The sequence below is a fragment of the Streptomyces sp. NPDC002787 genome, from assembly GCF_053592095.1.
The window spans coordinates 42,016-64,940 of the sequence record NZ_JBSFVC010000029.1 but is presented as its reverse complement, the minus strand read 5'-3'; the positions used below and the strand labels follow the sequence as shown (position 1 = coordinate 64,940).

The 22,925-nt window shown below is 70.9% G+C and carries 23 protein-coding genes and 1 pseudogene; 13 read left to right on the top strand and 11 right to left on the bottom strand.

Annotated elements, in window-relative coordinates; all coding sequences use genetic code 11:
- Nucleotides 1-198: 198 nt before the first annotated feature.
- On the bottom strand, nucleotides 199-1,374 hold the full coding sequence (locus ACWD26_RS33880) for a pyridoxal phosphate-dependent aminotransferase (protein ID WP_451275881.1): 1,176 nt from the start codon (nucleotides 1,372-1,374) through the stop codon (nucleotides 199-201).
- Nucleotides 1,375-1,657: 283 nt separating this feature from the next.
- Nucleotides 1,658-2,095: a hypothetical protein gene (locus ACWD26_RS33875; RefSeq protein WP_003974483.1), complete on the bottom strand. Its 438-nt coding sequence runs from the start codon at nucleotides 2,093-2,095 to the stop codon at nucleotides 1,658-1,660.
- Nucleotides 2,096-2,308: 213 nt separating this feature from the next.
- Here ACWD26_RS33875 and ACWD26_RS33870 point away from each other — a divergent pair, with 213 nt between their 5' ends.
- The 11 genes from ACWD26_RS33870 to ACWD26_RS33820 all read left to right on the top strand — a co-directional run bounded on the left by ACWD26_RS33870 (nucleotide 2,309) and on the right by ACWD26_RS33820 (nucleotide 15,551).
- On the top strand, nucleotides 2,309-2,539 hold the full coding sequence (locus ACWD26_RS33870; RefSeq protein ID WP_451275791.1) for a hypothetical protein: 231 nt from the start codon (nucleotides 2,309-2,311) through the stop codon (nucleotides 2,537-2,539).
- A 460-nt stretch (nucleotides 2,540-2,999) separates the two neighbouring features.
- Nucleotides 3,000-4,319, top strand: coding sequence for a glutamate-1-semialdehyde 2,1-aminomutase (gene hemL / locus ACWD26_RS33865; protein ID WP_451275790.1), 1,320 nt, complete (start codon nucleotides 3,000-3,002; stop codon nucleotides 4,317-4,319).
- Nucleotides 4,316-4,990 carry a histidine phosphatase family protein gene (locus ACWD26_RS33860; RefSeq protein WP_451275789.1) on the top strand — a complete coding sequence of 225 codons (675 nt, stop codon included), beginning with the start codon at nucleotides 4,316-4,318 and terminating at the stop codon, nucleotides 4,988-4,990. Before hemL ends, ACWD26_RS33860 begins: the two co-directional genes overlap by 4 nt.
- Nucleotides 4,991-5,538: 548 nt before the next feature.
- Nucleotides 5,539-6,807 carry a hypothetical protein gene (locus ACWD26_RS33855; protein ID WP_451275788.1) on the top strand — a complete coding sequence of 423 codons (1,269 nt, stop codon included), beginning with the start codon at nucleotides 5,539-5,541 and terminating at the stop codon, nucleotides 6,805-6,807.
- Between the two features lie 65 nt (nucleotides 6,808-6,872).
- A complete protein-coding gene (locus ACWD26_RS33850) occupies nucleotides 6,873-7,475 on the top strand; it encodes a TlpA family protein disulfide reductase (protein ID WP_451275787.1) in 603 nt (200 codons plus the stop codon).
- Between the two features lie 16 nt (nucleotides 7,476-7,491).
- Entirely contained in the window at nucleotides 7,492-8,259 is a 768-nt protein-coding gene (locus ACWD26_RS33845) for a cytochrome c biogenesis CcdA family protein (protein WP_451275786.1), read from the top strand.
- A 4-nt stretch (nucleotides 8,260-8,263) separates the two neighbouring features.
- Nucleotides 8,264-10,222 (top strand): cytochrome c biogenesis protein ResB, encoded by a 1,959-nt coding sequence (resB, locus tag ACWD26_RS33840; protein WP_451275785.1) that lies wholly within the window; start codon nucleotides 8,264-8,266, stop codon nucleotides 10,220-10,222.
- 187 nt (nucleotides 10,223-10,409) lie between these two features.
- A complete protein-coding gene (gene ccsB, locus ACWD26_RS33835) occupies nucleotides 10,410-11,501 on the top strand; it encodes a c-type cytochrome biogenesis protein CcsB (RefSeq protein WP_451275784.1) in 1,092 nt (363 codons plus the stop codon).
- Nucleotides 11,502-11,620: 119 nt separating this feature from the next.
- Nucleotides 11,621-12,262 carry an RNA polymerase sigma factor gene (locus ACWD26_RS33830; RefSeq protein WP_451275783.1) on the top strand — a complete coding sequence of 214 codons (642 nt, stop codon included), beginning with the start codon at nucleotides 11,621-11,623 and terminating at the stop codon, nucleotides 12,260-12,262.
- Nucleotides 12,259-13,830: a CU044_5270 family protein gene (locus ACWD26_RS33825; RefSeq protein ID WP_451275782.1), complete on the top strand. Its 1,572-nt coding sequence runs from the start codon at nucleotides 12,259-12,261 to the stop codon at nucleotides 13,828-13,830. Before ACWD26_RS33830 ends, ACWD26_RS33825 begins: the two co-directional genes overlap by 4 nt.
- Nucleotides 13,831-14,750: 920 nt before the next feature.
- Complete coding sequence (locus ACWD26_RS33820) at nucleotides 14,751-15,551, top strand: hypothetical protein (RefSeq protein ID WP_451275781.1); 801 nt, start codon at nucleotides 14,751-14,753, stop codon at nucleotides 15,549-15,551.
- On the opposite strand, the gene ACWD26_RS33815 is transcribed toward ACWD26_RS33820, so the two are convergent.
- From ACWD26_RS33815 to ACWD26_RS33805, 3 genes are all read right to left on the bottom strand, one after another.
- Nucleotides 15,490-17,553 (bottom strand): hypothetical protein, encoded by a 2,064-nt coding sequence (locus tag ACWD26_RS33815; RefSeq protein ID WP_451275780.1) that lies wholly within the window; start codon nucleotides 17,551-17,553, stop codon nucleotides 15,490-15,492. The genes ACWD26_RS33820 and ACWD26_RS33815 overlap by 62 nt on opposite strands.
- Nucleotides 17,554-17,624: 71 nt before the next feature.
- Nucleotides 17,625-17,747, bottom strand: a complete 123-nt coding sequence (locus ACWD26_RS33810; RefSeq protein ID WP_451275779.1) for a DUF397 domain-containing protein — start codon at nucleotides 17,745-17,747, stop codon at nucleotides 17,625-17,627.
- Nucleotides 17,695-18,657 (bottom strand): helix-turn-helix domain-containing protein, encoded by a 963-nt coding sequence (locus tag ACWD26_RS33805; protein ID WP_451275778.1) that lies wholly within the window; start codon nucleotides 18,655-18,657, stop codon nucleotides 17,695-17,697. The genes ACWD26_RS33810 and ACWD26_RS33805 overlap by 53 nt, the downstream gene beginning before the upstream one ends.
- 121 nt (nucleotides 18,658-18,778) lie before the next feature.
- Between ACWD26_RS33805 and ACWD26_RS33800 the strand changes: the two genes are divergently transcribed.
- Together ACWD26_RS33800 and ACWD26_RS33795 are read left to right on the top strand one after the other, a co-directional pair.
- Nucleotides 18,779-18,988 (top strand): hypothetical protein, encoded by a 210-nt coding sequence (locus tag ACWD26_RS33800; protein WP_451275777.1) that lies wholly within the window; start codon nucleotides 18,779-18,781, stop codon nucleotides 18,986-18,988.
- 2 nt (nucleotides 18,989-18,990) lie between these two features.
- Nucleotides 18,991-19,428 (top strand): DUF7848 domain-containing protein, encoded by a 438-nt coding sequence (locus ACWD26_RS33795; protein ID WP_451275776.1) that lies wholly within the window; start codon nucleotides 18,991-18,993, stop codon nucleotides 19,426-19,428.
- On the opposite strand, the gene ACWD26_RS33790 is transcribed toward ACWD26_RS33795, so the two are convergent.
- From ACWD26_RS33790 to ACWD26_RS33765, 6 genes and pseudogenes are all read right to left on the bottom strand, one after another.
- Complete coding sequence (locus tag ACWD26_RS33790; RefSeq protein ID WP_451275775.1) at nucleotides 19,389-19,634, bottom strand: hypothetical protein; 246 nt, start codon at nucleotides 19,632-19,634, stop codon at nucleotides 19,389-19,391. The genes ACWD26_RS33795 and ACWD26_RS33790 overlap by 40 nt on opposite strands.
- A gap of 45 nt (nucleotides 19,635-19,679) precedes the next feature.
- Nucleotides 19,680-19,910 (bottom strand): NPP1 family protein, encoded by a 231-nt coding sequence (locus ACWD26_RS33785; protein ID WP_451275774.1) that lies wholly within the window; start codon nucleotides 19,908-19,910, stop codon nucleotides 19,680-19,682.
- Between the two features lie 65 nt (nucleotides 19,911-19,975).
- Nucleotides 19,976-20,290 (bottom strand): annotated as a pseudogene (locus tag ACWD26_RS33780) (NPP1 family protein); the annotation flags it as partial.
- Between the two features lie 181 nt (nucleotides 20,291-20,471).
- Nucleotides 20,472-20,858, bottom strand: a complete 387-nt coding sequence (locus tag ACWD26_RS33775) for a GntR family transcriptional regulator (protein WP_451275773.1) — start codon at nucleotides 20,856-20,858, stop codon at nucleotides 20,472-20,474.
- Nucleotides 20,851-21,645, bottom strand: a complete 795-nt coding sequence (locus tag ACWD26_RS33770) for a hypothetical protein (protein WP_451275772.1) — start codon at nucleotides 21,643-21,645, stop codon at nucleotides 20,851-20,853. Before ACWD26_RS33770 ends, ACWD26_RS33775 begins: the two co-directional genes overlap by 8 nt.
- Nucleotides 21,646-21,950: 305 nt before the next feature.
- Nucleotides 21,951-22,919 (bottom strand): isopenicillin N synthase family dioxygenase, encoded by a 969-nt coding sequence (locus ACWD26_RS33765; protein ID WP_451275879.1) that lies wholly within the window; start codon nucleotides 22,917-22,919, stop codon nucleotides 21,951-21,953.
- Nucleotides 22,920-22,925: the final 6 nt, after the last annotated feature.

Genomic DNA, 22,925 nt, shown 5'->3' with positions numbered 1-22,925 from the left:
TCAGACCTCCACGCCCATGCCTCAGTCGACACGGGAGAAGCGGCGGCCCGCGAGGAGCAGCAGAAGCACCGACGGGACCACGACCAGGGCGAGTTCCAGGTCGAGAAGAACGAATACGGAGGACGGACATCCATCGAGCCATGGCCGTTTCCCGTCCTCCGCTAATCCGCGATGGCCGAAAGCTCCGGCTGGACCGTCTCACCGCACCGTGGTCATGAACTTCCCCAACCGGGCGATCCCCTCGCGCAGTTGGTCCGCCGAGGCCGCGTAGGAGAGGCGGACGTGGGTGTCGGCGGTGTGCGTGCCGAAGTCCTCACCGGGGGTGAGGGCGACGTGTGCCTCCCGCAGGGCCCGTTCGCAGAACTGCCAGGAGGTGAGGCCGGTCCCGCTGACGTCGAAGTAGACGTAGAACGCCCCGTCGGGCGGCACCGGGACCGGCAGCCCGATCCGCGCGAGCCCGTCCAGGACGAGCGTGCGCCGCTCGCCGAACTCGACCCTGCGGGCCTCGCAGACCGCCAGTGACTCGGGGGTGAAGCAGGCGAGGGCGGCGTGCTGGGCGGGCGCGGAGGCGCAGAGGAAGTAGTTCTGGGCGAGGCGTTCCAGGGCCGGTACGAGGGGTTCTGGGACGACGCACCAGCCGAGCCGCCAGCCGGTCATGCCGAAGTACTTCGAGAAGCTGTTGATGACGACGGCGCCGGGATCGAGCGAGAGTGCGCTGCGCGGCGGGCGGCCCCGCTCGTCGTGGTCGCCGAGGTCGAGGTAGATCTCGTCGACGAGCCGCCACGCCTCGCGCTCGCGGGCGAGGTCGCAGATCGCGGCCAGCTCGTCGGCGGGGACGGAGGTGCCCGTGGGGTTGGAGGGGGTGGCGACCATGACGCCCCGCGTACGGTCCGTCCAGTGCGACCGCACCGAAGCCGCGTCCAGCTGGAACCGGGACCCGGCGGTGGTGGGGACGAGGGTGACGTCGGCGCCGAAGCTCTCGACGATCTGCCGGTTGCAGGGATAGGACGGGTCGCCGATGAGGACCTCGTCACCGGGGTCGACGAGCGCGGCGGTGGCCAGCACCAGCGCGGCCGAGGCCCCGGCGGTGACGACGATCCGGCCCGGGTCGACGTCGACGCCGTGCCGGTCGCCGTAGAACCGGGCGATGGCTTCCCGCAGGGCCGGCAGCCCGAGAGCCGCCGTGTAGGTCATCGGCCGCCCGTCCATGGTCTCGCGCATCGCGTCCCGGACGGCCGGGGGCGCCCCGAAGTCCGGTTCGCCGAGGCTGAGTCGGACGACGTCATGGCCCTGCGCGACCAGGGCGGCGGCCTCCTTGGCGAACTCCATGGCGTAGAAGGGGGCGACGGCCTGGGCGCGCCGCGAGATCCGCACACCGTCCACCACACCACTCGCGCGGCCACTCCCGCCGCAGTCCGTACGGCCACTCCCGCCGACGCTCGCGCTGCCACCCATGTCGCTCATGCCGCTCATGCCGCCCATGTCGCTCGTGCCGCTCACGTTGCTCATGCCGCTCATGCTGCGGCCCCGAGGGGGCTCGGGGCCAGCGGTGTCCACGTCAGGACAGTGTGAGCCGACGCCGGGTGGCCCCATGCCGAGGGCGGAGCCCGAAAGCTCCGCCCGCAACGTACGAAACCGCTGGTACGAATCCGCTGGGTCAGGGCCACACCAGGCAGTACGGCTGGTGCCCCGCCTCGTGGAGGCGGTGGCTGAAGTCCTGCCACTCGTGGAGGAGCTGGTAGACGTTGAACGCGTCTCGGGGGCCGCCGCGGTCGGGGACCGTGGACCAGATGAAGGCCGCCGCGCCCACCGCTTCCTCGCCGATACCGCGCAGGGGGTCGACGACGGTCATGGGCAGCTTGACGACCGCGTAGTCGGGGTGGAGGACGACCAGTTCGAGCGGGGGGACCTTGTGGAGGGGGACGCCTTCGATGCCGGTCAGCACCATCGCGGCCATCGTCTCCGGCTTGATCTTGGTGAACATGCCGTTCATGCCGAGCTCGTCGCCGCCGAGTTCCTCGGGGCGCATCGAGATCGGGACGCGGGCCGCGGTCGCGCCGTCGGGCGCGCCGAAGTATTTGTACGTCACCCCCACCCGACCACCATTCCCGCTCCCCGCCCGGAGCCGGTTGACCACGTGGTCCAGGCCCTCCACACGGTCCACGCGGTCCGCACTCTCGATGCGGTCCGCACGGTCCTTGCGGTCCGCGCGGCTCCTGCGTTCCGCGCGCGTCCTGCGATCCACCAGGTCAGGCCGGTCCATCCGGTCCGTCTGATCCATTCCGTCCACACGATTTACACGATCCACATGATCGGCACGATCCATACGGTCCATACCGTCCATACGGCTGCGCCGCCCGATCCGCTCAGGTCCACCGCCCTGGATCCGGTCGGAACCGCCGGACCGGCCCCGCTCGGAACCACCTTCGGCCCGGTCGGAACCGCTCTCGACCTGCTCGGAATCGGCATTGGTTCGGTCGGCACCGCTCTGCGGACCGTACATGCCCGGCCGGCCCTGTGGGGCGTACGGGGGCTGTGACCCCGGCGACCCCGGCGACGCCGGTGACGTCGGCGACATGGGTGACGTTGGCGACATGGGTGACCCCAGCGATGTCGGGGGTACGGGCGGAACCGGTGGCACGGGTGGTGCCGGGGGGCCCGGTGGCGGCGCGGGCAGGGAACCCTGCGGTCCCGGCGCCGCCGGCCCGCTCACCTCGCCCGGCGTGCCCCGGTCGGTCGTCCCGCTCCGGTCCTGCCGTGTCTCCGCGGCCTCCTCCGCCTCGCGCCGGTGCCTGCCCCGCCGGGCACGACGAGGACCGAGGTCACCGGTCCCCTCGCCCAGTCCGCCACCGCGATGCATATCTCCACCCGAACGCATTTCTGGGCCGCGTGACCCCCGCCGCGCAACCCGATCATCGTGTCAGTGACCTCCCCCGCGACCGCCCGCCGAAACGTGCGGTGAAACACCAGTCCGCAGGATCTTCGGGGCCTCTGACACCATGGCCTGTGTGAGCTATCCGTACGAAGCCCCAGTTTCGCAGACTCTTTTCGAGCGCGCGGCGGCCGTCACGCCCGGCGGCGTGAACTCTCCCGTGCGCGCCTTCCGTGCCGTGGGCGGTACGCCCCGGTTCATGGTGTCCGGTACCGGTCCCTATCTCACCGATGCCGATGGTCGCGAGTATGTAGATCTTGTGTGCTCCTGGGGTCCCATGATCCTCGGGCACTCCCGTCCCGAGGTCATCGCCGCCGTCCAGGAGGCCGTCTCGCGGGGTACCTCGTTCGGTACTCCCGGTGAGGGCGAGGTCGCGCTCGCCGAGGAGATGGTGGACCGGGTCGGGCCGTTGGAGCAGGTGCGGCTCGTGTCCAGCGGGACCGAGGCCACCATGTCGGCGATCCGGCTCGCCCGCGGCTTCACCGGCCGCACCAAGGTGGTGAAGTTCGCCGGGTGCTACCACGGTCACGTCGACTCGCTGCTCGCGGCGGCGGGCAGCGGGGTCGCCACCTTCGCCCTCCCCGACACCCCCGGTGTCACCGGCGCCCAGGCCGGCGACACCATCGTCCTGCCCTACAACGACCTCGACGCCGTACGCGCCGCCTTCGCCGCGCACCCCGGCGAGATCGCCTGTGTCATCACCGAGGCATCCCCGGGCAACATGGGCGTCGTACCGCCCCTGCCGGGCTTCAACCAGGGGCTCAAGGACGCGTGCGCCGAGCACGGCGCGTTGTTCGTCTCCGACGAGGTCATGACCGGGTTCCGGACCAGCAGGGCCGGGTGGTTCGGGATCGACGGGGTCGTCCCCGACCTCATGACCTTCGGCAAGGTCATGGGCGGTGGCTTCCCCGCCGCCGCGTTCGGGGGCCGCGCCGACGTGATGGCGTACCTCGCGCCCGCCGGGCCCGTCTACCAGGCCGGCACGCTCTCCGGGAACCCGGTCGCGACCGCCGCCGGGCTCGCGCAGCTGCGGCTGCTGGACGACGCGGCGTACGACGTCGTCGACGCCGTCTCGCGGCAGATCCAGGGGCTCGTCACGGACGCGCTCACCAAGGAGGGCGTCGCGCACACGCTGCAGCACGCCTCCAACATGTTCTCCGTGTTCTTCACGGACACGCCCGTGCGGAACTACGAGGAGGCCAAGGCGCAGGAGTCGTACCGCTTCAACGCCTTCTTCCACTCGATGCTGTCGCAGGGTGTCTACTTGCCGCCGTCGTCGTTCGAGTCGTGGTTCGTGTCGACCGCGCACGACGAGCGGGCGGTTCAGCGGATCGCCGACGCCCTTCCGGCGGCGGCTCGGGCAGCAGCGGAGGCCACAGCGGCATGAGTGACATCACCGTCGTCCACCTGATGCGGCACGGCGAGGTCGCCAACCCGGACGGGATCCTGTACGGGCGGCTCGCCGGTTACCACCTCTCCGACCTCGGGCGCCGGATGGCCGACCGGGTCGCCGAGCATCTCGCACCCCGGGACGTCACGTACGTCGTCTCCTCGCCGCTGGAGCGGGCGCAGGAGACGGCGACGCCGATCGCCAAGGCGCACGGGCTCGACCTCGCCACCGACGCGCGGCTGATCGAGGCGGACAACGTCTTCCAGGGCAAGACCTTCGGTGTCGGTGACGGTGCGCTGAAGCGGCCGGAGAACTGGAAGCACCTGGTCAACCCCTTCAAGCCGTCCTGGGGTGAGCCGTACGTCGACCAGGTCGTCCGGATGATGGGGGCGCTCGACGCGGCGAAGGACGCGGCGCGGGGGCATGAGGCGGTGCTCGTCTCGCACCAGCTGCCGATCTGGATCGTGCGGTCGTATGTCGAGCGGCGGCGGCTGTGGCACGACCCGCGTCGGCGGCAGTGCACGCTCGCGTCGCTGACGACGTTCACGTACCAGGGCGACAGGATCGTGTCCGTGGGTTACAGCGAGCCCGCGCGTGATCTGGTGCCGGCGCATCTGCTGGCGGGGGCTAGGCCGGTCAAGGGCAAGGGCAAGGCCTTCGGAGCGTGAGCGCTCCGCTGGGAACGGGGGGGGGTTGGGGCGTTGGGGAAGTGCGGGTTCGTTGTGGTTCCTCGCGCGGTTCCTCGCGCCCCTTGGAGGTTGGGTGTGTGCTGTGGGTGGGGGGCTGCGGGTTCGTTGTGGCTGGTCGCGCAGTTCCCCGCGCCCCTTAAAAGCCCGCGCGTGCCCCGTGCCGTGAAAGCTGGGCGGGGGCTTGCGTGACTTGGAAGGCCCGTGCGTGCCCCGCGTCGTGGAAGGCCGGGCAGTGACCCGCGTGACCTGGAAGGCCCGTGCGTGCCCCGCGTCGTGGAAGGCCGGGCAGTGACCCGCGTGACCTGGAAGGCCCGTGCGTGCCCCGCTTTGTGGAAGGTCGGGTGGGGGTCTGCGGGGCCTTGGAAGGCTTGTGTGTTCCCCGCGGTCCTGGAAAGTGCCGCGCGGTCTTCGCGGACTGAGAAGAATCTGAATTCGGCGGAGATCAAAAGGAACCCTCGCCTCCTCTCATCCCTCTAAAACGGTGTGCTTCACGTGAACTGGTGCGTGAGCTGACCAAGGGGGACGTAATGCGCGAAGTGTCGCGAAGGGGAGTGCTGGGGCTCGGTGCGGGAGCGGTCGCGGGGCTGGGGCTGACCGGGTGCGGTACGGGGCTCGGGGGTGAGCCGAGCGAGGCCGGCGGGTCCGGTGGTGGTGGCAAGGGCCCGGGGAAGAAGAAGCCGGGGAAGACGGCGAAGCCGCTGGGTGACGGGTCGACCTCGTACACGGGCAAGCAGCCCAACCAGCCGGGCAAGCCGCAGGCATTGGCGCCGGGCGAGACGCCGCCGCAGTTCGTGGTGTTCTCCTGGGACGGTGCCGGCGACGTCGGGAACGGTCTTTTCGAGCGGTTCCTGAAGGCCGGGCGGGACCACGACGCCCATATGACGTTCTTCCTCTCCGGGATCTATCTCCTCCCGGAGTCGAAGAAGCGCAAGTACCTCCCGCCGAACAACGCGCCCGGCGCCTCCGACATCGGTTATCTGACCGACGAGCACATCAAGTCGACGCTGGGGCACGTGCGCACGGCGTGGCTCGACGGCCACGAGATAGGCACCCACTTCAACGGCCACTTCTGCGGCGGCAGCGGCTCCGTCGGGAACTGGACGCCGAAGCAGTGGCGCAGCGAGATCGACCAGGCGAAGTCGTTCGTCAAGGAGTGGCGGACCAACAGCGGGTGGACGGATGTCGAGCCGCTGCCGTTCGACTACGACAAGGAACTCGTCGGCGGGCGCACGCCCTGTCTGCTCGGGCAGGAGAACCTGCTGCCCACCGCGCGCGAGCTCGGCTGGCGCTACGACTCCTCCTCGCCCGGCGGCCTCCAGGTCTGGCCGAAGAAGAAGCAGGGTTTGTGGGACCTGCCCCTGCAGTCCGTGCCCTTCCCCGGACGGAGCTTCGAGGTGCTCTCCATGGACTACAACATCATGTTCAACCAGTCCCAGAACTCCACCCAGGCCCCGCCCGCCAACTACCCCGCCTACCGCACCCAGGCGACCGGCGCGTACGTCGCCGGTTTCCAGCGCGCGTACGAGACGAACCGGGCGCCGCTCTTCATAGGGAACCACTTCGAGGAGTGGAACGGCGGGGTGTACATGGACGCCGTCGAGGAAGCCCTCAAGCACATCGCCCGGGCGAAGGAGAAGGCCAAGGACGGGGAGATACGGATCGTCTCCTTCCGGCAGTTCGTGGACTGGATGGACGCGCAGACGCCCGACGTCCTCGCCAAGCTCCAGACCCTCGGGGTGGGGCAGCAGCCGACGGGCGGGTGGAAGGAGTTCCTGGGGGCCGGCTCAGCCGCCTGACCTGCGCACAAGGGGGCCGCCGACCCCGCCGTAAGCCCCCGAAACGGGCATGCGAAACTTTTCACATGAGTGTCCGTACGAGCCGCAGTCGTGCCGCTTTGCTCTCCGCCGGGGCCGCCGCCCTGGCGCTGACGCTGTCCGCCTGTGCGGGCGGAGGCATCGAGGGCGGTGGCGGACAGACCGGGTTCGTCACCGGCTCCGACGGGATCGCGACGGTCAAGAAGGGGGACCGGGACGCCGCTCCCGAGCTCTCCGGGAAGACCATCGACGGCGACCAGCTCGATGTCTCGTCCGCCTACAAGGGCAAGATCATCGTCCTGAACGTGTGGGGCTCCTGGTGCGCGCCGTGCCGCGCCGAGGCACCCAACCTGGCGAAGGTCTCCGAGGACCTCGCGGGCCAAGGCGTGCAGTTCGTCGGCATCAACACACGGGACACCAGCACCCGGCCCGCGGTCGCCTTCGAGGAGCAGTACAAGGTCGAGTACCCGAGCCTGTACGACCCCACGGGCAAGCTGCTGCTGCGCTTCGAGAAGGGCTCGCTCAACCCGCAGTTGATCCCCTCCACGCTGGTCATCGACCGGGAGGGGAAGCTCGCGGCCCGCACGCAGCAGGCGCTGAGCGAGGAGAAGCTGCGCAAGATGCTCGAGCCGATCCTCGCGGAGAAGTGACGTGAAGGTGTCGGGAATGTCCGCGCTCACCACGACCGCCGCCGAGATGAACGAGACCGTCTTCAGCGGTGCCCTGCTGCTCGCCCTGCCGGTCGCCGTCCTCGGCGGCCTCGTCTCCTTCTTCTCCCCCTGCGTACTGCCGCTCGTGCCCGGCTATCTGTCGTACGTCACCGGCGTCGGCGGCACCGATCTGGCCGAGGCCCGCAGGGGGCGGATGGTGGCCGGGGCCGGGCTGTTCGTGCTCGGGTTCACCGTGGTGTTCGTCTCCAGCGGCGCGCTCTTCGGGTACTTCGGCCGGACCCTGCTGGAGCACCAGGACGTCCTGACCAAGGTGCTCGGCGGACTCATGATCGCCATGGGCCTCTTCTTCATGGGGCTGATGCCCTGGTTCACCCAGCGGGAGTTCCGCTTCCACACCAAGCCGGCCACCGGGCTGGTGGGCGCCCCGATACTGGGCGCGCTCTTCGGCATCGGCTGGGTGCCCTGCATCGGCCCGACCCTCGCCTCGGTCAACGCCCTCGCCCTCTCGGAGGCCAGCGCCGGGCGCGGGGCCCTGTTGATGGTGGCGTACTGTCTGGGGCTGGGCGTGCCCTTCGTGCTCGCCGCCGTGGCCTTCCGCAAGGCGCTCGGTGCCTTCGCCTGGGTCAAGCGGCACTACGCGTGGGTGCTGCGCATCGGCGGCGGAATGATGATCACGATCGGTCTGTTGATGCTGACCGGCGCCTGGGACCGCATCGTGCAGGAGATGCAGGTCTGGTCCTCCGGCTTCACCCCTGGGATCTGAGCCAATGACGACGACCGACTCCGGCCGCGGGGCCTCCGGCGACCGAGAGAACACCGCCGGGACCACCGCCGGGAATACCGCTGAGGACACCGCCGGGAGTGCTGCCGAGCGCACCGGTGGTGGCAAGCGCCGCCCGGCCGGTGCCGCCCGGGCCGCTGGCAAGGGCCGGGCGACCGGCGAGAGCGGGGCATCCGGCGCCGCCCTCGCCTCCGGCCCCGGCCGCTCCTCGGCCGACGCCTCCGACCGCGCTTCCATCCCCGCCTCCGCCTCCGCCTCCGCCTCCGCCGACGGTGGTCTCGGGGCCGCCGGTTCGCAGCTGTCCACCGCGCCGCAGGAGGACGCGCCCCACCTGCCCTCGCTGGGCGCGATCGGGTGGGCGCGCTGGTTCTGGCGGCAGCTGACGTCCATGCGGGTCGCCCTGCTGCTGCTGTTCATGCTGTCGCTCGCCGCGATCCCCGGCTCCCTGATCCCGCAGTCGGGGCAGGACGAGACCAAGGTCGCCGACTTCATGGAGCGGCACGACACGCTGGGGCCGGTCTACGAGAAGCTCGGGCTCTTCCACGTCTACAGCTCTGTGTGGTTCTCGGCGATCTACATCCTTCTCTTCGTCTCGCTCATCGGCTGCATCGTGCCCCGCACCTGGCAGTTCGTGGGCCAGCTGCGCGGCCGGCCGCCGGGGGCGCCCAAGCGGCTGACCCGGCTGCCCGCGTACACGACCTGGCGCACGGAGGCCTCGCCGGAGCAGGTGCGCGAGGCCGCGCTGAAGACGCTGCGGAAGCGCCGGTTCCGCGCGCACGTCGCCGGGGACGCGGTCGCCGCCGAGAAGGGCTATCTGCGGGAGGCGGGCAACCTCGCCTTCCACATCGCCCTGATCGTGATGCTCGTCGCCTTCGCCTGGGGCCAGCTCTACCGTTCCGAGGGCAACAAGCTGATCGTCGAGGGCGACGGCTTCGCCAACACCCTCACGCAGTACGACGACTTCAAGTCCGGCAACCTCTTCACCGCCGAGGACCTCAACCCGTTCAGCTTCGACCTCGAGAACTTCCGGGGCACCTACGAGGTGAGCGGCCCCAACAAGGGCACCCCCCGCATCTACGAGGCGTACATCGACTACGCGGTCGGCGCCGACGGCAAGGAACGGGCGACCAAGATCGAGGTCAACAAGCCGCTGGAGATCGGCGACTCGAAGGTCTATCTGGTCAGCCACGGGTACGCGCCCGTCATCACCGTCCGGGACGGGAACGGCAAGGTCGTCTTCAGCGACGCGGTGCCGCTGCTGCCGCTGGACTCCAATGTCACCTCCTCCGGTGCGATCAAGGTCATGGACGGCTACCGCAACGCCAAGGGGGTGCGGGAGCAGCTCGGTTTCCAGGCGTTCTTCCTTCCTTCGTACGGTGGCGCGAACACGGCCGTGGTCTCGCAGTTCCCCGCGCTGCTGAACCCCGTGCTCAATCTGGAGCCGTACCACGGTGACCTCGGCGTCGACTCGGGTGTGCCGCAGAGTGTGTACCGGCTGGAGAAGCGGAAGCTGAAGGCGTACGAGGACTCCAAGGGTGAGCAGGTGCGGGAGAACCTGAAGCCCGGTGAGTCCATGACGCTGCCCGGGGGCAACGGCACGGTCACCTTCGACGGGGTCAAGGAGTGGGCCGGCTTCCAGGTCACCCAGCAGCCCGGCAGTGGCTGGGCCCTCGCCGGAGCGATCGCCGCGATCGGCGGGCTCGCCGCGTCCCTGTTCGTCCAGCGCCGCCGGGTGTGGGTGCGCGCCGTGGCCGGGCCCGACGGGGTCACCGTCGTGGAGATGGCGGGGCTCGGGCGCAGCGAGTCGGCGAAGGTGCCGGAGGAGCTGGGTGACTTGGCGAGTGTCCTGTACGACCGGGCGCCGGGAGCAGCTGACGTCCCGGAGGCGGAGTCGGACGGTGTGTCCGACTCCGACGCCGCAGCATCCGAAGGGGCTGAGAATTGAATCCTCTCCCTCGCAGATCCAGGGAGATTCCTGGCTCACGCCGCCCAGCGGACCAGCGGCCCTCCAGGTCTTCCACGATCAACGCCAGCCGGGTTGAAACCAGCCCGGTAACACGACCGCAAGCTTTCCGCCAGACCTCAACGCCCGGCCGCAAGTCGCCGGGATATTCACTCGAAGGAGTGCTGAGGTGACTCTCGCCGCCGCCACCAACGAAAACCTCGCGAACATCAGCAACACGCTGATCTACTCCGCGATGGCCGTGTACACCCTGGCCTTCTTCGCGTACATCGCCGAATGGCTCTTCGGGAGCCGGAGCAAGGTCGGCCGTACGGCGGCCGCGCTCACCGCCGAGGCGGGTGAGGCGAAGAAGACGGCCGCGCCCGCGGTCACGGTCAAGAACGCCGGTGGGACCAGCGTCCTGGAGCGGCCCAAGGTGGTCGTGCGGGCCGCCTCCGGTGCGCGGGACGTGCCGGACGGGCCCGGTGCCCATGGCGGGGACGAGCAGGGGGACCTCTACGGCCGTATCGCCGTGTCCCTCACCGTGGTCGCCTTCCTCGTGGAGTTCGGCGGGGTGCTCACGCGGGCGCTCTCGGTGCAGCGGGCGCCGTGGGGCAACATGTACGAGTTCAACATCACCTTCTCCACCGTGGCCGTCGGGGTGTACCTCTCGCTGCTCGCGCTGAAGAAGAACGTGCGCTGGCTCGGGCTTCCGCTCATCACGACGGTCCTCCTCGATCTCGGTCTCGCCGTCACTGTCTTGTACACCGCCAGCGACCAGTTGGTTCCCGCCCTCCACTCGTACTGGCTGTACATCCACGTCTCCACCGCGATCTTCTGCGGCGCCGTGTTCTACGTGGGCGCGGTCGGCACGATCATGTACCTGTTCAAGGACTCCTACGAGAGCAAGCTCGCGAGCGGCGGCCGGCCGGGCCGTTTCGCCAGTTCCGTCCTGGAGCGGCTGCCCTCCTCGGCCTCCCTCGACAAGTTCTCGTACCGCGTCAACGCCGCCGTCTTCCCGCTGTGGACGTTCACGATCATCGCGGGCGCGATCTGGGCGGGCGACGCGTGGGGCCGTTACTGGGGCTGGGACCCCAAGGAGACCTGGTCGTTCATCACCTGGGTGTTCTACGCCGCCTACCTGCACGCCCGCGCCACGGCCGGCTGGAAGGGCCGCAAGGCCGCGTACATCGCGCTCGCCGCGTTCGCCTGCTGGCTGTTCAACTACTACGGCGTCAACATCTTCGTGAGCGGAAAGCACTCCTACGCGGACGTCGGCTGACCACCGCGTAGCCCCGCGCGGCTCTGCCGCGTCCCGTACAGCTTCCGTACACCGAAGGCCGGTTCTCTTGTGACGTGGGTCATGGGAACCGGCCTTCGGCGTACGGACAGGGGGAGGGCGTGGAGACGAATGACGGGGACACGGGGGACCGGCGCGCGTTGCGTGCGCGGATCAGAGACGGGGACGCGGGGGCCTTCGGGGAGGTCTTCGACGCGTACGCCCGGTCCGTCTACAACCATGCCTTCCGGCTGACGGGGGACTGGTCGACGGCCGAGGACATCGTGTCGCTGACCTTCCTGGAGGCGTGGCGGCTGCGGGAGCGGCTGGACGCGGAGGGCGGTTCGCCGCGTCCGTGGTTGCTCGGCATCGCCACCAACGTGGCCCGCAACTCCCGCCGGGCCGGGCGGCGCCACGCCGCCGCCGTCGCGCGGCTGCCGAGGCCGGAGTCCGTGCGGGACTTCGCCGACGAGGTCGCCGGGAACCTCGACGACCAGGCGTACCTGCGGGCCGTACGCACCGCCGTGGACCGGCTGCGGCGGCCCGAGCGCGAGGTGCTCGCCCTGTGCGCCTGGGGCGGCCTCGACTACGCGGCCGCCGCGGAGGCCCTCGGCATCCCCGTCGGCACCGTACGCTCCCGCCTCTCGCGCGCCAGAGCCAAGCTCGCCGCGCAACTGAGAGCCGGGGAACCCGACGCCGACCGCGGACAGACACAAGGTGGCCACACCCCCGTGGCCGGGCCCATCCAGGAGGGGAACCCATGAACGACAACCCGTCCCCCCAAGACACACCACCCACCGGGGCTACGCCGCCCAGCGAGGGCACGCTGCCCAGCGAGGGTGTGGCGTCTGCCGGGGGCGCGCCGTCTGCTGAGGGCGCGCTGTCTGTCGAAGGTGGGCCGTCTGCCGAGGGCACACCGCCAGGCGAGGAGGCGGCGCCTTGTGGGGGCACGCCGTCTGCTGACGGCGCGCCTTCCGTCGAGGGTGTGGTGGCTTCTGAGGGCGTCACATCTGCCGGGGGCACACCGTCTGTCGGGGGCGATACGTCTGCTGAGAGTGGGGTGTCCGTCAGGGACGTGGCGTCTGCCGACGGCACGTCGGCTGTCGAGGGCGTGGTGCCTGCCGAGAGTGGGGCGCTTGCCGGGAGCGTGGCGTCTGCCGAGGGCGAGCCGTCTTCTGTGGGTGCGCCCTCGGGCGAGCGTGTGGTGTCCGCCGGCAGCGTGCCCTCTGCCGGTGACATTCCTCCCGCTGTGGAGCGGGAGTTCGCGCCGGAGCGGCATCGGCTCCTGAGGGAGCACCTCATGCGGGAGATCGAGAGCCGCGCCGAGGACGCGAAGGGTGTCCTGGGTGGTGGGGGCGTCACTGCCCCCCGGAAGGCCGGTGGTTCCCGGAGTGCCGATGGCCCCGAAGTCCCCGGTGGTCCCCAAGCCCCCGGTGGCACCGGGGCCGCCGGGCGGCCGTCCTTCTGGCGGCGGACCGCGTTCGTCGCACCCCTCGTGGCGGCGGGGCTGACCGTGGCCGTGGTGGTCGGCGGTGCGGTCACGCGGCAGGCGGCCGGGCCGGGGCGGCCGGAAGCGGGGCAGGCGACCAGTGGCCGGAGCGCGAGCGACTGGCTGGAGCGGATCGCGCGGGCGGCGGAGAAGCGGCCCGGGCCGGGCGAGGTCCGTGACGACCAGTTCGTGTACGTCAAGAGCACCGACGACTACGTGGACGCGACCACCGGCGATGAGTGCGTGCCCCAGAAAACCTCCCTCAACGAGTCGGAGACCTGGGCCTCCGTCGACGGCACGCGCCCCGGTCTGCGCCGGATCTCCGAGGACGGCAAGGAGGTCTACCAGGAGCCGCAGGACCCCAGGGCGAACGCGGGCGCCAGGGCCCCCCACACCTACCGCGAGCTGGCGGACCTCCCGACCGACGCCGACACCATGTACGCCTGGCTGCACAAGGGCAGCAACGCCCGCCAGCCCACCGCCGACAGCGCCTTCGCCACCGCGAGCGACATCCTCAGCGACAACCTCGTACCACCGGATGTCGCCGCGGCCCTCTTCCGGGCGGTCGCGAAGCTCCCCGGTGTGACCACGGCCCGGGAAGTACGCGACGCAGTGGGCCGGACCGGTATCGCGATCGGACGCACCCCGACCGAGCCCGGCCTCGAGCGCATCGAGTGGATCTTCGACGTGAAGACCCTGGAGTACCTGGGCGAGCGGGAGCTGTACACCGCCAGCCTCCAGCCGGGCCTCTCGACCTGTCCCCCGACCGAGAAGGGAACCGTCGTCACGTCCAAGGCGATCACCGAGGTGGCCGTCGTGGACAAGGCGGGGCAGCTGCCGTAGGGGAGGGGGGTCAGGGGGACCGTTTCGTTCAGATCATCCGATCGTTGGGCCCGGTGTGCCGTTGACTGACGCGCGATCGGGCGCGGATCGAGCCGCCACTGCCGGACCGGACGCCCCGGTCTCCCCGGCCCGTGGCCGCGACTGCCTCGGACGGCGTGCGGCAGTCTGCCTCGCGCTGGCCCTCGTTCTCCTCGTTGGTGGCTGCTCCCCTTCCGGGCCGCAGACTCAGGTTCCCTCGTCCCCTGTGAGTTCCAGTCCGGCTTCCGGCCATTCCCCGGCGCCGAGCAGCCAGGAGCAGGGCAGGGGCGCGTCATCCGACGGGCCCGGGGCGGGCGGTTCGCGCCGCGCGGGCAGAGGCGACTCCGAGGCGCGGCCGCGTGGAGGGGGTGGCTCATCCGACGGGCCGGGGGCAGGTGGTGAGCCCCGTGTGAGCAGGGGTGACCCCGAGGTGCCACCGGTGCCCTCGCCCCCGGTGGACACCGGAACCGACGATCGGTACGGCACCAGCGCCGCGCCCAGCGCGGAACCCGCACCCCCCTCCACCTGCGCGGCGGCGGGCCCCGGCTGTCCGGGGACCCCCACCGCCACGACCACAGCGACGCCGGGCCCCACTTCGGGCACCGTCTCGCCCGGTCCGACGTCCCCGCCGTCCACCTCATAGAGGTACCGTGCCGAATCCCCCTGCCTCAGACCGAACCCCGCTGCCCCGACCCCGCCGCCGTCCGGTCCAGGCCGGCGCCCGCAGGCCGTCGGCCACGGACGACCCGCCCGCGACGCCTCGCCCCGCACCACCTCGCCCCGCAACACCTCGATCCGCGCCGCCGCGGTCCCGGCGCCGCCTGTCGCAGGCCCTCCTACGACGGCGCACGGCCCGGCCGCCGCACCGCGCCCCGCAGCCGGAGCCCGCGCAATCCAGCTCAGTGGAATGGATCAACACGGTCGTCGCCGCCGGGTCGATCTTCACGGCCCTGATGTTCTACGCCGGCGCGATGTACAACAGCGCCTTCTACTCCTACTTCCGCCTGCAGTCCCTCTCCCTCGGCCTGACCTTCACCGAGATCGCGCTCAAGAGCCTGCAGCTGATCACCATGCCGGTGCTCATCACGTTGGCCCTGGCGGTGATCGCACCCAGGGTTCCCGAGCTTCTGGCCTCGCTGGGACTCCCTCCACAGATCGCTCACCGCGCACAGGAGGCAGGCAGAGCGATCGCCCGCCGGCACCTTCTGATCGTTCTCGCGGGAATCTGCCTCACGGCCCTGTGGCCCTACATCCAGCCCTACGGCTGGACGGCGCCCCTCGTCATGGCCTGCGGCCTGCTGCTGGGGCTCACCGCGCCCGCCGCACAGAAGGCCTGGCAGCGGGGGGTGAGCGTCGCGATGACGGCGGTGCTGCTGCTCTGGGCGGTGGGCGTGACGTCCGGTCAGCAGGGCAGGGGGGCCGCCGAACGTACCGCCGAGCGGCTGGTGCGCCACACCGCCGTGGTGGTGCTCAGCACCGACCGCCTGAGCATGTCGGGATCTCCCGGCCCGCTGGTGGAGGACCTGGGCGAGGAGCAGCACTACCGGTACCGGTACAGCGAGCTGCGCCTGCTCGTCGAGCGCGACAAGCGCTACTACCTGCTGCCGCTGGGCTGGCGGCACCGTACCGGTCCCACGTACGTCATCGACGACGATGACAGCGTGCGGATCGAGCTGTATCCCGGTGTCCAGCCGCCTCGCTGAGGGTGGCCTCGCCGCGTCCCGGAAGAGGGCCCGCCGACGCGCTTCCCGGCCAGTCCCGGGCCGCTCGCCGCAGTGGTTCGCTGTCTGTGGGGTGGGTGTGGGCGAGGTGGTGCAGGTCCTGGCGGAGATGGTCGGTCAGGGGCGGGTCCGGTGGGGTCAGCGGGTCCGTCAGGTGGCGGACCGTGTGCAGGAGGCGGCGTACGTGCTGGTGGAGCGTGGAGGGTTCGCCCTCCTGTGGGTGTGGCGGTGGTTCCTCGTGGTACGGCGCCGAGGCGATGAGCAGCAGGGCGGCCAGCCAGGTGGGGGCGGGTGTCTCGGGGAAGGTGTCGTGGAGATGGGTGACGGCGAATCCCGGGTCGCCCAGAGCGAGTTCGTGATGGGCGCGGTGGGTGGGGCTGGTGGCGTAGTGGGCGGCGAGGGTGCGGTGGGCCGTCCGCCAGGCCGCGTGGTGAGGGTCGGTGCGGGCCTCGTCCCGGTGGCGCAGCCTCAGCAGGAGCAGTGACCGCAGATAGGGGTCGCTCACGAAGTGGTCGGGGGCCGGGGTGTGGCCCTCGGCCGTCAGGCGTTGCTCCAGGGCCCGTACGGCCGACTCGCCGAAGCCGGTCGGGAGCATGGCCTCGGCGAGGGCGACGGCCGAGTCGTGGTCGTGGGCGGTGGCCAGGACGGTCAGCTCGTCGAGGTGGTCCTCGGCCGGGAGGAGACGGTCCAGCAGCACCTGATAGGTGGGGCGCCTGCCGAGGTCGTCGTGTTCGCCGTGGTCGTCGTGCTTGCCATGGTCGTTGTGCTTGCCGTGGTCGTCGTGTGCGGTCATGTTTGTCAGCAGCAGGTCGCCCAGTTCCGTCGCCCCTAGGGGGAGGTTCTGGCGGGCCGACTCGGCCAGGAGTGCCGTGCCGAGAGGGTTCCCGCCCGTCAACCGGTGCGTGGCGAGTGCGAGTTGGGGCGGGACCCGTAGACCCGTGCAGGTCGCTTCGACGACCTGTCGCGTCTCGTCGGCGGAGAGCGGCGGCAGCGACACCAGCAGGGCGTGCGACGACGGCGTACCACCCGGCGTCCAGCCGCCGCCCGTCCGTGTCACCTCCGGCAGGGCGCGGCGGGCCGCGTTCCGCAGCGCCGGGTGGCCCTGCCCCCTCAGGCCGGCGAAGAACGCCACCTGGTCGGCCCTGCCGTCCGCCCGGTCCCGCAGTACGGATTCCAGCAGCCGTCGCCCGGCCGCCTCCTGCACGTTGTCGATCAGGATCACCGGCCGCCCGGCCCGCTGCGCACGCGGCACGACCCCCGTGTACGCGTCGTCCAGGTCCGCCAGCAGCGCCCGTACGAGATGGCGCTCGGCGTGCGTCCTGGCGTCGCCGCCCGCCCGGAAGTGCTGGGAGACAAGTACCAGACCCAGCTTCGGGTTCCCGGCCGCGTTCGGGTGGTCGCGGTACCAGACCGCGCCCCGGCGCAGCCGCCGGTGCGACGCCGACATCCCCTCGCTGAACGCCTCCAGCGCCCCCTCGATGATCGCCTCGACCACCGGCCCCTGATCCGACATCGACGACACCAGCCGGGCCACGGCCTTCCCCACCCACCGCCCGGCCAGCCAGCCGCCCGTGTCGCTCAGCAGCAGCGCCCGCTCGGCCTCCGCGCAGATCCTCGACAGGCCGCGATCGCCCCAGCCGCCGGCCGCGACGGCGAGCAGTCCGCACGCCAGCCGGGGGAACGTGATCCGCCCCGCCCCGCCGACCGGCTCCCCGAGCTGCTCCGCGATCACCGACAGCGCCTCGTACGCGGGCGACCACGACACCGGTGGTCGGCCCGGGGGAGGCCGGTCGAACCGCGCCTCCTCGCCGTCGATCAACGCGACGGGCGTACGGCCCGTGTACGCGGCCCGCAGCTCCCGCAACCTCGTGCTCTTGCCGAGGCCTCGCGCCCCGGCGAGCACCACGAAGGGGGGTTCCTCCGGAGGTTGGTGTGCCGAGGGTATGTCGAGGAGGGCGTGGGTCGGTGTTGTCGCCGTTGTCATAGCTGCTGGTTATCAACAGCTGTGAAAGGAGGGGCAGTTGCTTCGGAGTAGAGCGAAAGCTGCCCGTTCGGTTACGACTCCGACCGAACGGCCCCTATGAAGGAGAGCCAGGCGGAGTGGTTGATGACCAGTACGGGGCCGTCAGGGTTCTTGCTGTCGCGGACGGGGACGAGTCCGGGGAAACCGGGGGCCACTTCGATGCAGTCGCCGCCGTTGTCGTCGCTGTAGCTGCTCTTGATCCAGGTCGCCACGCTCAGTTGGTACCTGTCCATGATGCTCGTACCCCTTCATCGCGTCGCTGATCAGAGCGGCGGACTCGCGGGCTGACGGTGCGTCCGCCCTGAGCACATCATAGGTCTGGCTGTGCCGTCCGAAGACGGCCGGATCGTCGCTGAAAAAGCCTCGGTCCAGGGTCTCCGAGTAGACCCACTTGTGGCCGTCCGGCAGCGTGATCAGCGACATCGAGCCGCTGGGGCGGATGAGTCCGGGGAGACTGGCTGGGGCGACCTGGACGTGGATGTTGGCGCGCTCGGCCACGTCGAGCAGGTGGGCGCACTGGCCCCGCATGACGGCCGGGTTGCCGACCAGATTGCGCAAACAACTTTCGTCCAACACCACGGCGTAGAACGGGCCGTCGGCTTCCAGGAAGCGTTGCTGTCGGCTCAGTCGGGCCCGGACACGCTCTTCCACCTCTTCGGAAGTCCTGCGGCGACGGCTGAACAGCGCTTCCATGTAGTCCACCGTCTGCAACAGGCCCGGGATGACCCGCTCGTGGTATGCCCGCAGGTCGACGACCTCCGCATCCATCTCAGCCCGGCGCTTGAACCAATCCGGATGCTCGACCTGCGGATACCAGTCCACCTTCCCCCACATCCGGGCCAACACCCCACCCGTCTCCAACACCTCATCGCACCGCTTCGCGAACTGGTCACTCGGGACCCTCGTGCCCGCCTCGATCTTCGCCACCTGCGACCGGTCGCACGGGACCTCCCTCGCGAGCGCCTCCTGCGTCAGCAGCGCCGCCTCGCGGTAGTGCCGCAGGACCTCTCCGAACAGCACCGCGCTCCCGGCCCCGCCGGCCCCCTCGGCGTTCCGCCTCGTCACAAGTCCCCCTCGTGCTCCTCCGTGGCAAAGGCCCAGTGCCACACGTTCCGCGTTGATTGCGACCGTTCCCTTCGGCGACGCTAGATACACCCAGAGTGACGAACAGGGCTGTGGAGTGCACGTGGAACCAGAGGGACAGCTCGTCTACGATCCGCGGACGCGGCGCGTGGGGGAGTACCGGGACAAGGTCGGGCCGTACGCGGTGTTGCGCCCGGTGGGTGGCGGCCGGGAGTGGGAGACGGACCCGGAGACGCTGCGGCCGGCGACACCGGCCGAGCGCATCGGGGCGCAGGTCAAGGCGGCCAACCACCGTACGAAGAGGAGGGTGTGAGGATGCGTCAGTTGGACATGCGGGACGGTGGCGAACTCGGGCGCCCGCCCGTGCCGGTGCCCGGTTGTGCGACGTGCGCCGAGTTGGCCGTACGGCGGGACGAGGCGCGGGCCCGTTACGACGGGAGCGCGGAGACGGACGCGAACGTGCTGCTGCGTCACCATCAGCGACGGGAGCACGCCGCGGGCGCCCGCACCCGGCGGGTCTTCCGCTACGTGCCGTACGTCATCGCGCAGGACGCGACGGCGGAGCCGGAGTACGAGGCGCGGTGCGTGTCGGGGGACGAGAGGGAGTGCGGCGCGGAGTCGGGCGTACGGAGTGATCCGGCGGCCGTGGAGGAGTGGCAGCGCAGGCACACTCAGGAGACGCGGCATCTGCGTTATCGGCGTTCCTTCGGGGACTACTCGGTGCTGGAGCCGTTGGAGGAAGTTCCTCTTTGACGGGCTTGGGGGAGGGGCAGGACGGCGGAGGGGTGGGGGAAGCCGCCCTGCCCCGGCTCGGTGGGCCGTGCCGTGCCCGTCAGGGCGGCGGGGTTGAACGGGATCAACGCGCGCCCGTCCTTCTTCGGCGGCGCGGCCTTCAGCTCGTCGACGAAACGGCCGTCCTTGAGCGGGAAGTTCGCCTTGCCCCAGGTGGCCGTGTTCATCCTGTTCTGGAGGTCGACACCGTTGACGCTCTTGGGGAAGCTGTTTCAGCTGACCAGGGCGGGCTTGTCCCAGCCGCCGTCGCTCCAGGTCTCGCCGCGTGTCTCGTCTCCGTGGGCGAAGCGGAAGGAGTGGGTGAGGAAGCCGTCCTTGTGGTAGACGACGCGGGCGTCGACGCCGCCCCTGGTGAGGACCGGGACGTCCTTGAACGCCCTGGTCTCGTAGTTGCCGTGGGCCGAGACGGAGGCGTAGGAGGGCTTGGCGTCGCCCTGGCGCACCCAGCGACGTAGGCCTCCCAGTCGTGGCGGTGGCCGGCCTTGGGGATGTCGGCGACCGCCATGTCCTTCTCGAAGTAGAGGGTGTAGACGATCGCGCACCAGCCGTTGTTGCACTTCACCCGGGAGTACGTGTCGGCCTTGCCGTGGTGGCCGGTACGGCACGTGCCGGTGATCGAGCCGGTGTCCTGGAGGCCGCCGTTGAGGTTGCCCTTGTTGTCGATGGCGGCGGCGGGGAGACAGTCGTTGCCGTCGTAGTCGAAGACCGGCCGGAACTGTTTCTGGAAAGCGGTGGTGCTCTCCTTCAGCGGGGTGAAGACGGCGGCGGAGGCGCTACCGGTCAGCGTGACGCTCAGGGCGGCCGCGCTGCCCAGGACGAGCACGGACTTGGCGGCGCGCGAGCCGGCGATGCGTCGGATCAGTCCTGTTCCCTTTTCTGGTCCCTCAGCGGGGGCTCCGCTGATGCGGGGACCGTAGGAACGGGACGTCTCAATGGCCGCGCTGTGATGTAACAGCGGTTCATCAGGGCTGCAGCGTGAGCCGGGGGTGATCGCCGGAAGGGCCCTAGGGGCGGTCGGGGCCGAGCGCGTCGCGGACGGCGGCCAGGATGGCGTCGGTGTCGGCGCCCAGCGCGCGGGCGGAGGCGGTGAAGTCCCGGGCGAGGGTGGTGAGTTGGGTGACGTAGGAGCGGGTCGGACCGGCCGGGAGCGCCGCGACCCTGGTGCCCGCGCCCCGGCGGGTGCGGATCAGCTCGGCGGCCTCCAGCTCGCGGTAGGCGCGGGCGACGGTGCCCGGGGCCAGACCGAGGTCCGTGGCCAACTGCCGTACGGTCGGCAGCCGTTCCCCCTCGGCCAGCCGTCCGGTGACGATCAGCGCGGCGAGCTGCGCCCGGATCTGCTCGTACGGTGGCACCTGGCTGGTGGTGTCGACGCGGACGGCGGGGTCACTCATCGTCAAGGGCCCCGTCCTCGGGCGCCTCGTCCTCGACCGCGCGGGGTGCCACGACGGTGACCAGGGACCAGACGACGGTGAACAGGTTCAGCAGGGCCAGGGGGTAGAACACCCAGAAGGTGAGCGCGCCCACCGCGCCCGCGCAGCCCGTCTCCGTCAGCGAGACGGAGATCATCAGCACGGCGTACAACTGCTGGCTCGACACCAGCAGGCCCCACGCTCCGGTGACCGCCCACGCGCGGTCGCGGCGCTGCTGCTCCTCGCCCGGGCCGTGGGCGATGCGGCGCAGGGCCCAGACGCAGGTGGGGGTCGCTATGGCGAGTGCGCCGAACATCGGGAGGCTGTAGTAGAGGCCGGGCCAGGGGCCGAGGGTCGCCCGCATCCCGTTGCAGGTGATGTCGACGACCTTGCCCGTGCTGAGGGCGCGGTCGGGGTCGACGGACGCCGTGGCGGCGGTGACCAGCAGCAGGACGATGAGGGAGGCGCCCTGGAGGACGATCAGGGGGCCCATGCGCGGTGGCACATGGTCCCGGACCAGGCGCGGTGCGAGGCGCGCGGTGCGTACCGCCTCCTGGGGGCGCAGGGTCAGGGCGTCGGCGAGCAGGACGCCGGCCACCGCGCACAGGCCGAAGGCCGTGATGCAGAACACGACGCGCTGCTCGAACTCGACGTCCCCCAGCGTGGACAGCGCCTGTGCGGCGATGAGGCCGATGGCCAGGCCGGACCAGCGGGCGTAGTGGTCGGCGTGGTCGAGGAACCGGTGCTGGAGCGGGGCGGTGTCGAGCATGTGGAGATCCCCCCGGATCATCTTGTATCAAGCGGTGGGTACAAGATGCCCCCGAGTGGGATCTTGTGTCAAACGCTCGATACAAGGCGATGCGGGGGGGAGACGGGTTCTGGGGCGAGACGGTTCCCGTGGCTGGGGCGAGACGGTTCTCAGTGGCTGGGGCGAGACGGTCCCCGTGGCGTGCGGGTGTGCCCATGACATGTGGGCGGCCCCTCGTCGATGCCGGCACCGAGGCCGCACCGGATGTCCCGGCCGCCCCTGCGTCTGGTGGATCACGCGCCACCGCGATCCGGGGGACACCGGGGTCAGTTGACGGTGATCGAGTCCAGCTGCGCCCGCAGGTACACGTGCGAGTCCACCGGCGGGTACGCCACCCGGCCGACCGGCGCGGGCACGGACTCGACGATCGTGCCCGGCGTGCACTCGCCGAAGTAGACCAGGGACATCAGTTCCTCGGCGGGCTCGTCGGCCGGGGGCGGCAGCACGCGATGGCGGCCCGAGCGCCAGCGGTCGCCGGTCCAACGGGCCATCAGATCACCGATGTTGATGGTGAAGGCGTCCGGATCGTACGGGGCGTCCTCCCAGCCGCCGTCGTCCGTGTACACCTGGAGCCCGCCCTTCCCGGCCTGTCTGTCGAGGATCGTGACCGTCCCGAAGTCGGTGTGCGGGCCGATCCGGAACTGGCCCGGCGCCGGGTCGCCGATGACGTCCGTGCCCGGGTACCAGTTGATGTTGAAGCCGTAGGTGGGGTGGCTCATATGGCGGGAGAAGAAGTCGGGCTCCAGGCCGAGGGCCTCGCCGAGGAGGGAGAGCAGCAGGTTCTCCAGCTCACCCATCCGCGCCAGGTACTCCTCGCAGAGGGGCTGGAGCTCCGGTACCTCGGCCGGCCAGACGTTCGGCCGGTACCACTCCGCGTTCACGACCGGGTCGTCGAACGGCTCGTGCGTCGCGAACGTCAGCGACTCCTTCAGGTCCGGCGGGGTCTCCGTACCCTCCGCATACCCGTTCGCCTCGGCCCCCGGCCCGAGCCAGCCACGCCCGCCGACCTTCACCTCGTACGCCTGCTTGGCCTCGACGGGGAGCAGGAAGAAGGCGCGGGCGGCCCGCCGGATACGGGTGCGCAGGGCCGGATCGACGCCATGGCCGGTGACGAGGAGGAAACCGGCCGTCTGCAGCGCCTCGTCGACCGTACGGGCGATGGCGGCGCGGGCCTCGGGGCCGCCGTCCCGCCAGGGGCGCAGGTCGATGGTGGGGATGCGGGGGGCAGGGGAGATGCGGGG

Coding starts and splice junctions, on each gene's coding strand:
- ACWD26_RS33870 (WP_451275791.1), top strand. CDS start 2,309: ATGATCGGCACGATCCATACGGTCCATACCGTCCATACGGCTGCGCCG.
- hemL (WP_451275790.1), top strand. CDS start 3,000: ATGGCCTGTGTGAGCTATCCGTACGAAGCCCCAGTTTCGCAGACTCTT.
- ACWD26_RS33860 (WP_451275789.1), top strand. CDS start 4,316: ATGAGTGACATCACCGTCGTCCACCTGATGCGGCACGGCGAGGTCGCC.
- ACWD26_RS33855 (WP_451275788.1), top strand. CDS start 5,539: ATGCGCGAAGTGTCGCGAAGGGGAGTGCTGGGGCTCGGTGCGGGAGCG.
- ACWD26_RS33850 (WP_451275787.1), top strand. CDS start 6,873: ATGAGTGTCCGTACGAGCCGCAGTCGTGCCGCTTTGCTCTCCGCCGGG.
- ACWD26_RS33845 (WP_451275786.1), top strand. CDS start 7,492: ATGTCCGCGCTCACCACGACCGCCGCCGAGATGAACGAGACCGTCTTC.
- resB (WP_451275785.1), top strand. CDS start 8,264: ATGACGACGACCGACTCCGGCCGCGGGGCCTCCGGCGACCGAGAGAAC.
- ACWD26_RS33825 (WP_451275782.1), top strand. CDS start 12,259: ATGAACGACAACCCGTCCCCCCAAGACACACCACCCACCGGGGCTACG.
- ACWD26_RS33815 (WP_451275780.1), bottom strand. CDS start 17,553: ATGACAACGGCGACAACACCGACCCACGCCCTCCTCGACATACCCTCG.
- ACWD26_RS33795 (WP_451275776.1), top strand. CDS start 18,991: ATGCGTCAGTTGGACATGCGGGACGGTGGCGAACTCGGGCGCCCGCCC.
- ACWD26_RS33790 (WP_451275775.1), bottom strand. CDS start 19,634: ATGAACACGGCCACCTGGGGCAAGGCGAACTTCCCGCTCAAGGACGGC.
- ACWD26_RS33775 (WP_451275773.1), bottom strand. CDS start 20,858: ATGAGTGACCCCGCCGTCCGCGTCGACACCACCAGCCAGGTGCCACCG.
- ACWD26_RS33770 (WP_451275772.1), bottom strand. CDS start 21,645: ATGCTCGACACCGCCCCGCTCCAGCACCGGTTCCTCGACCACGCCGAC.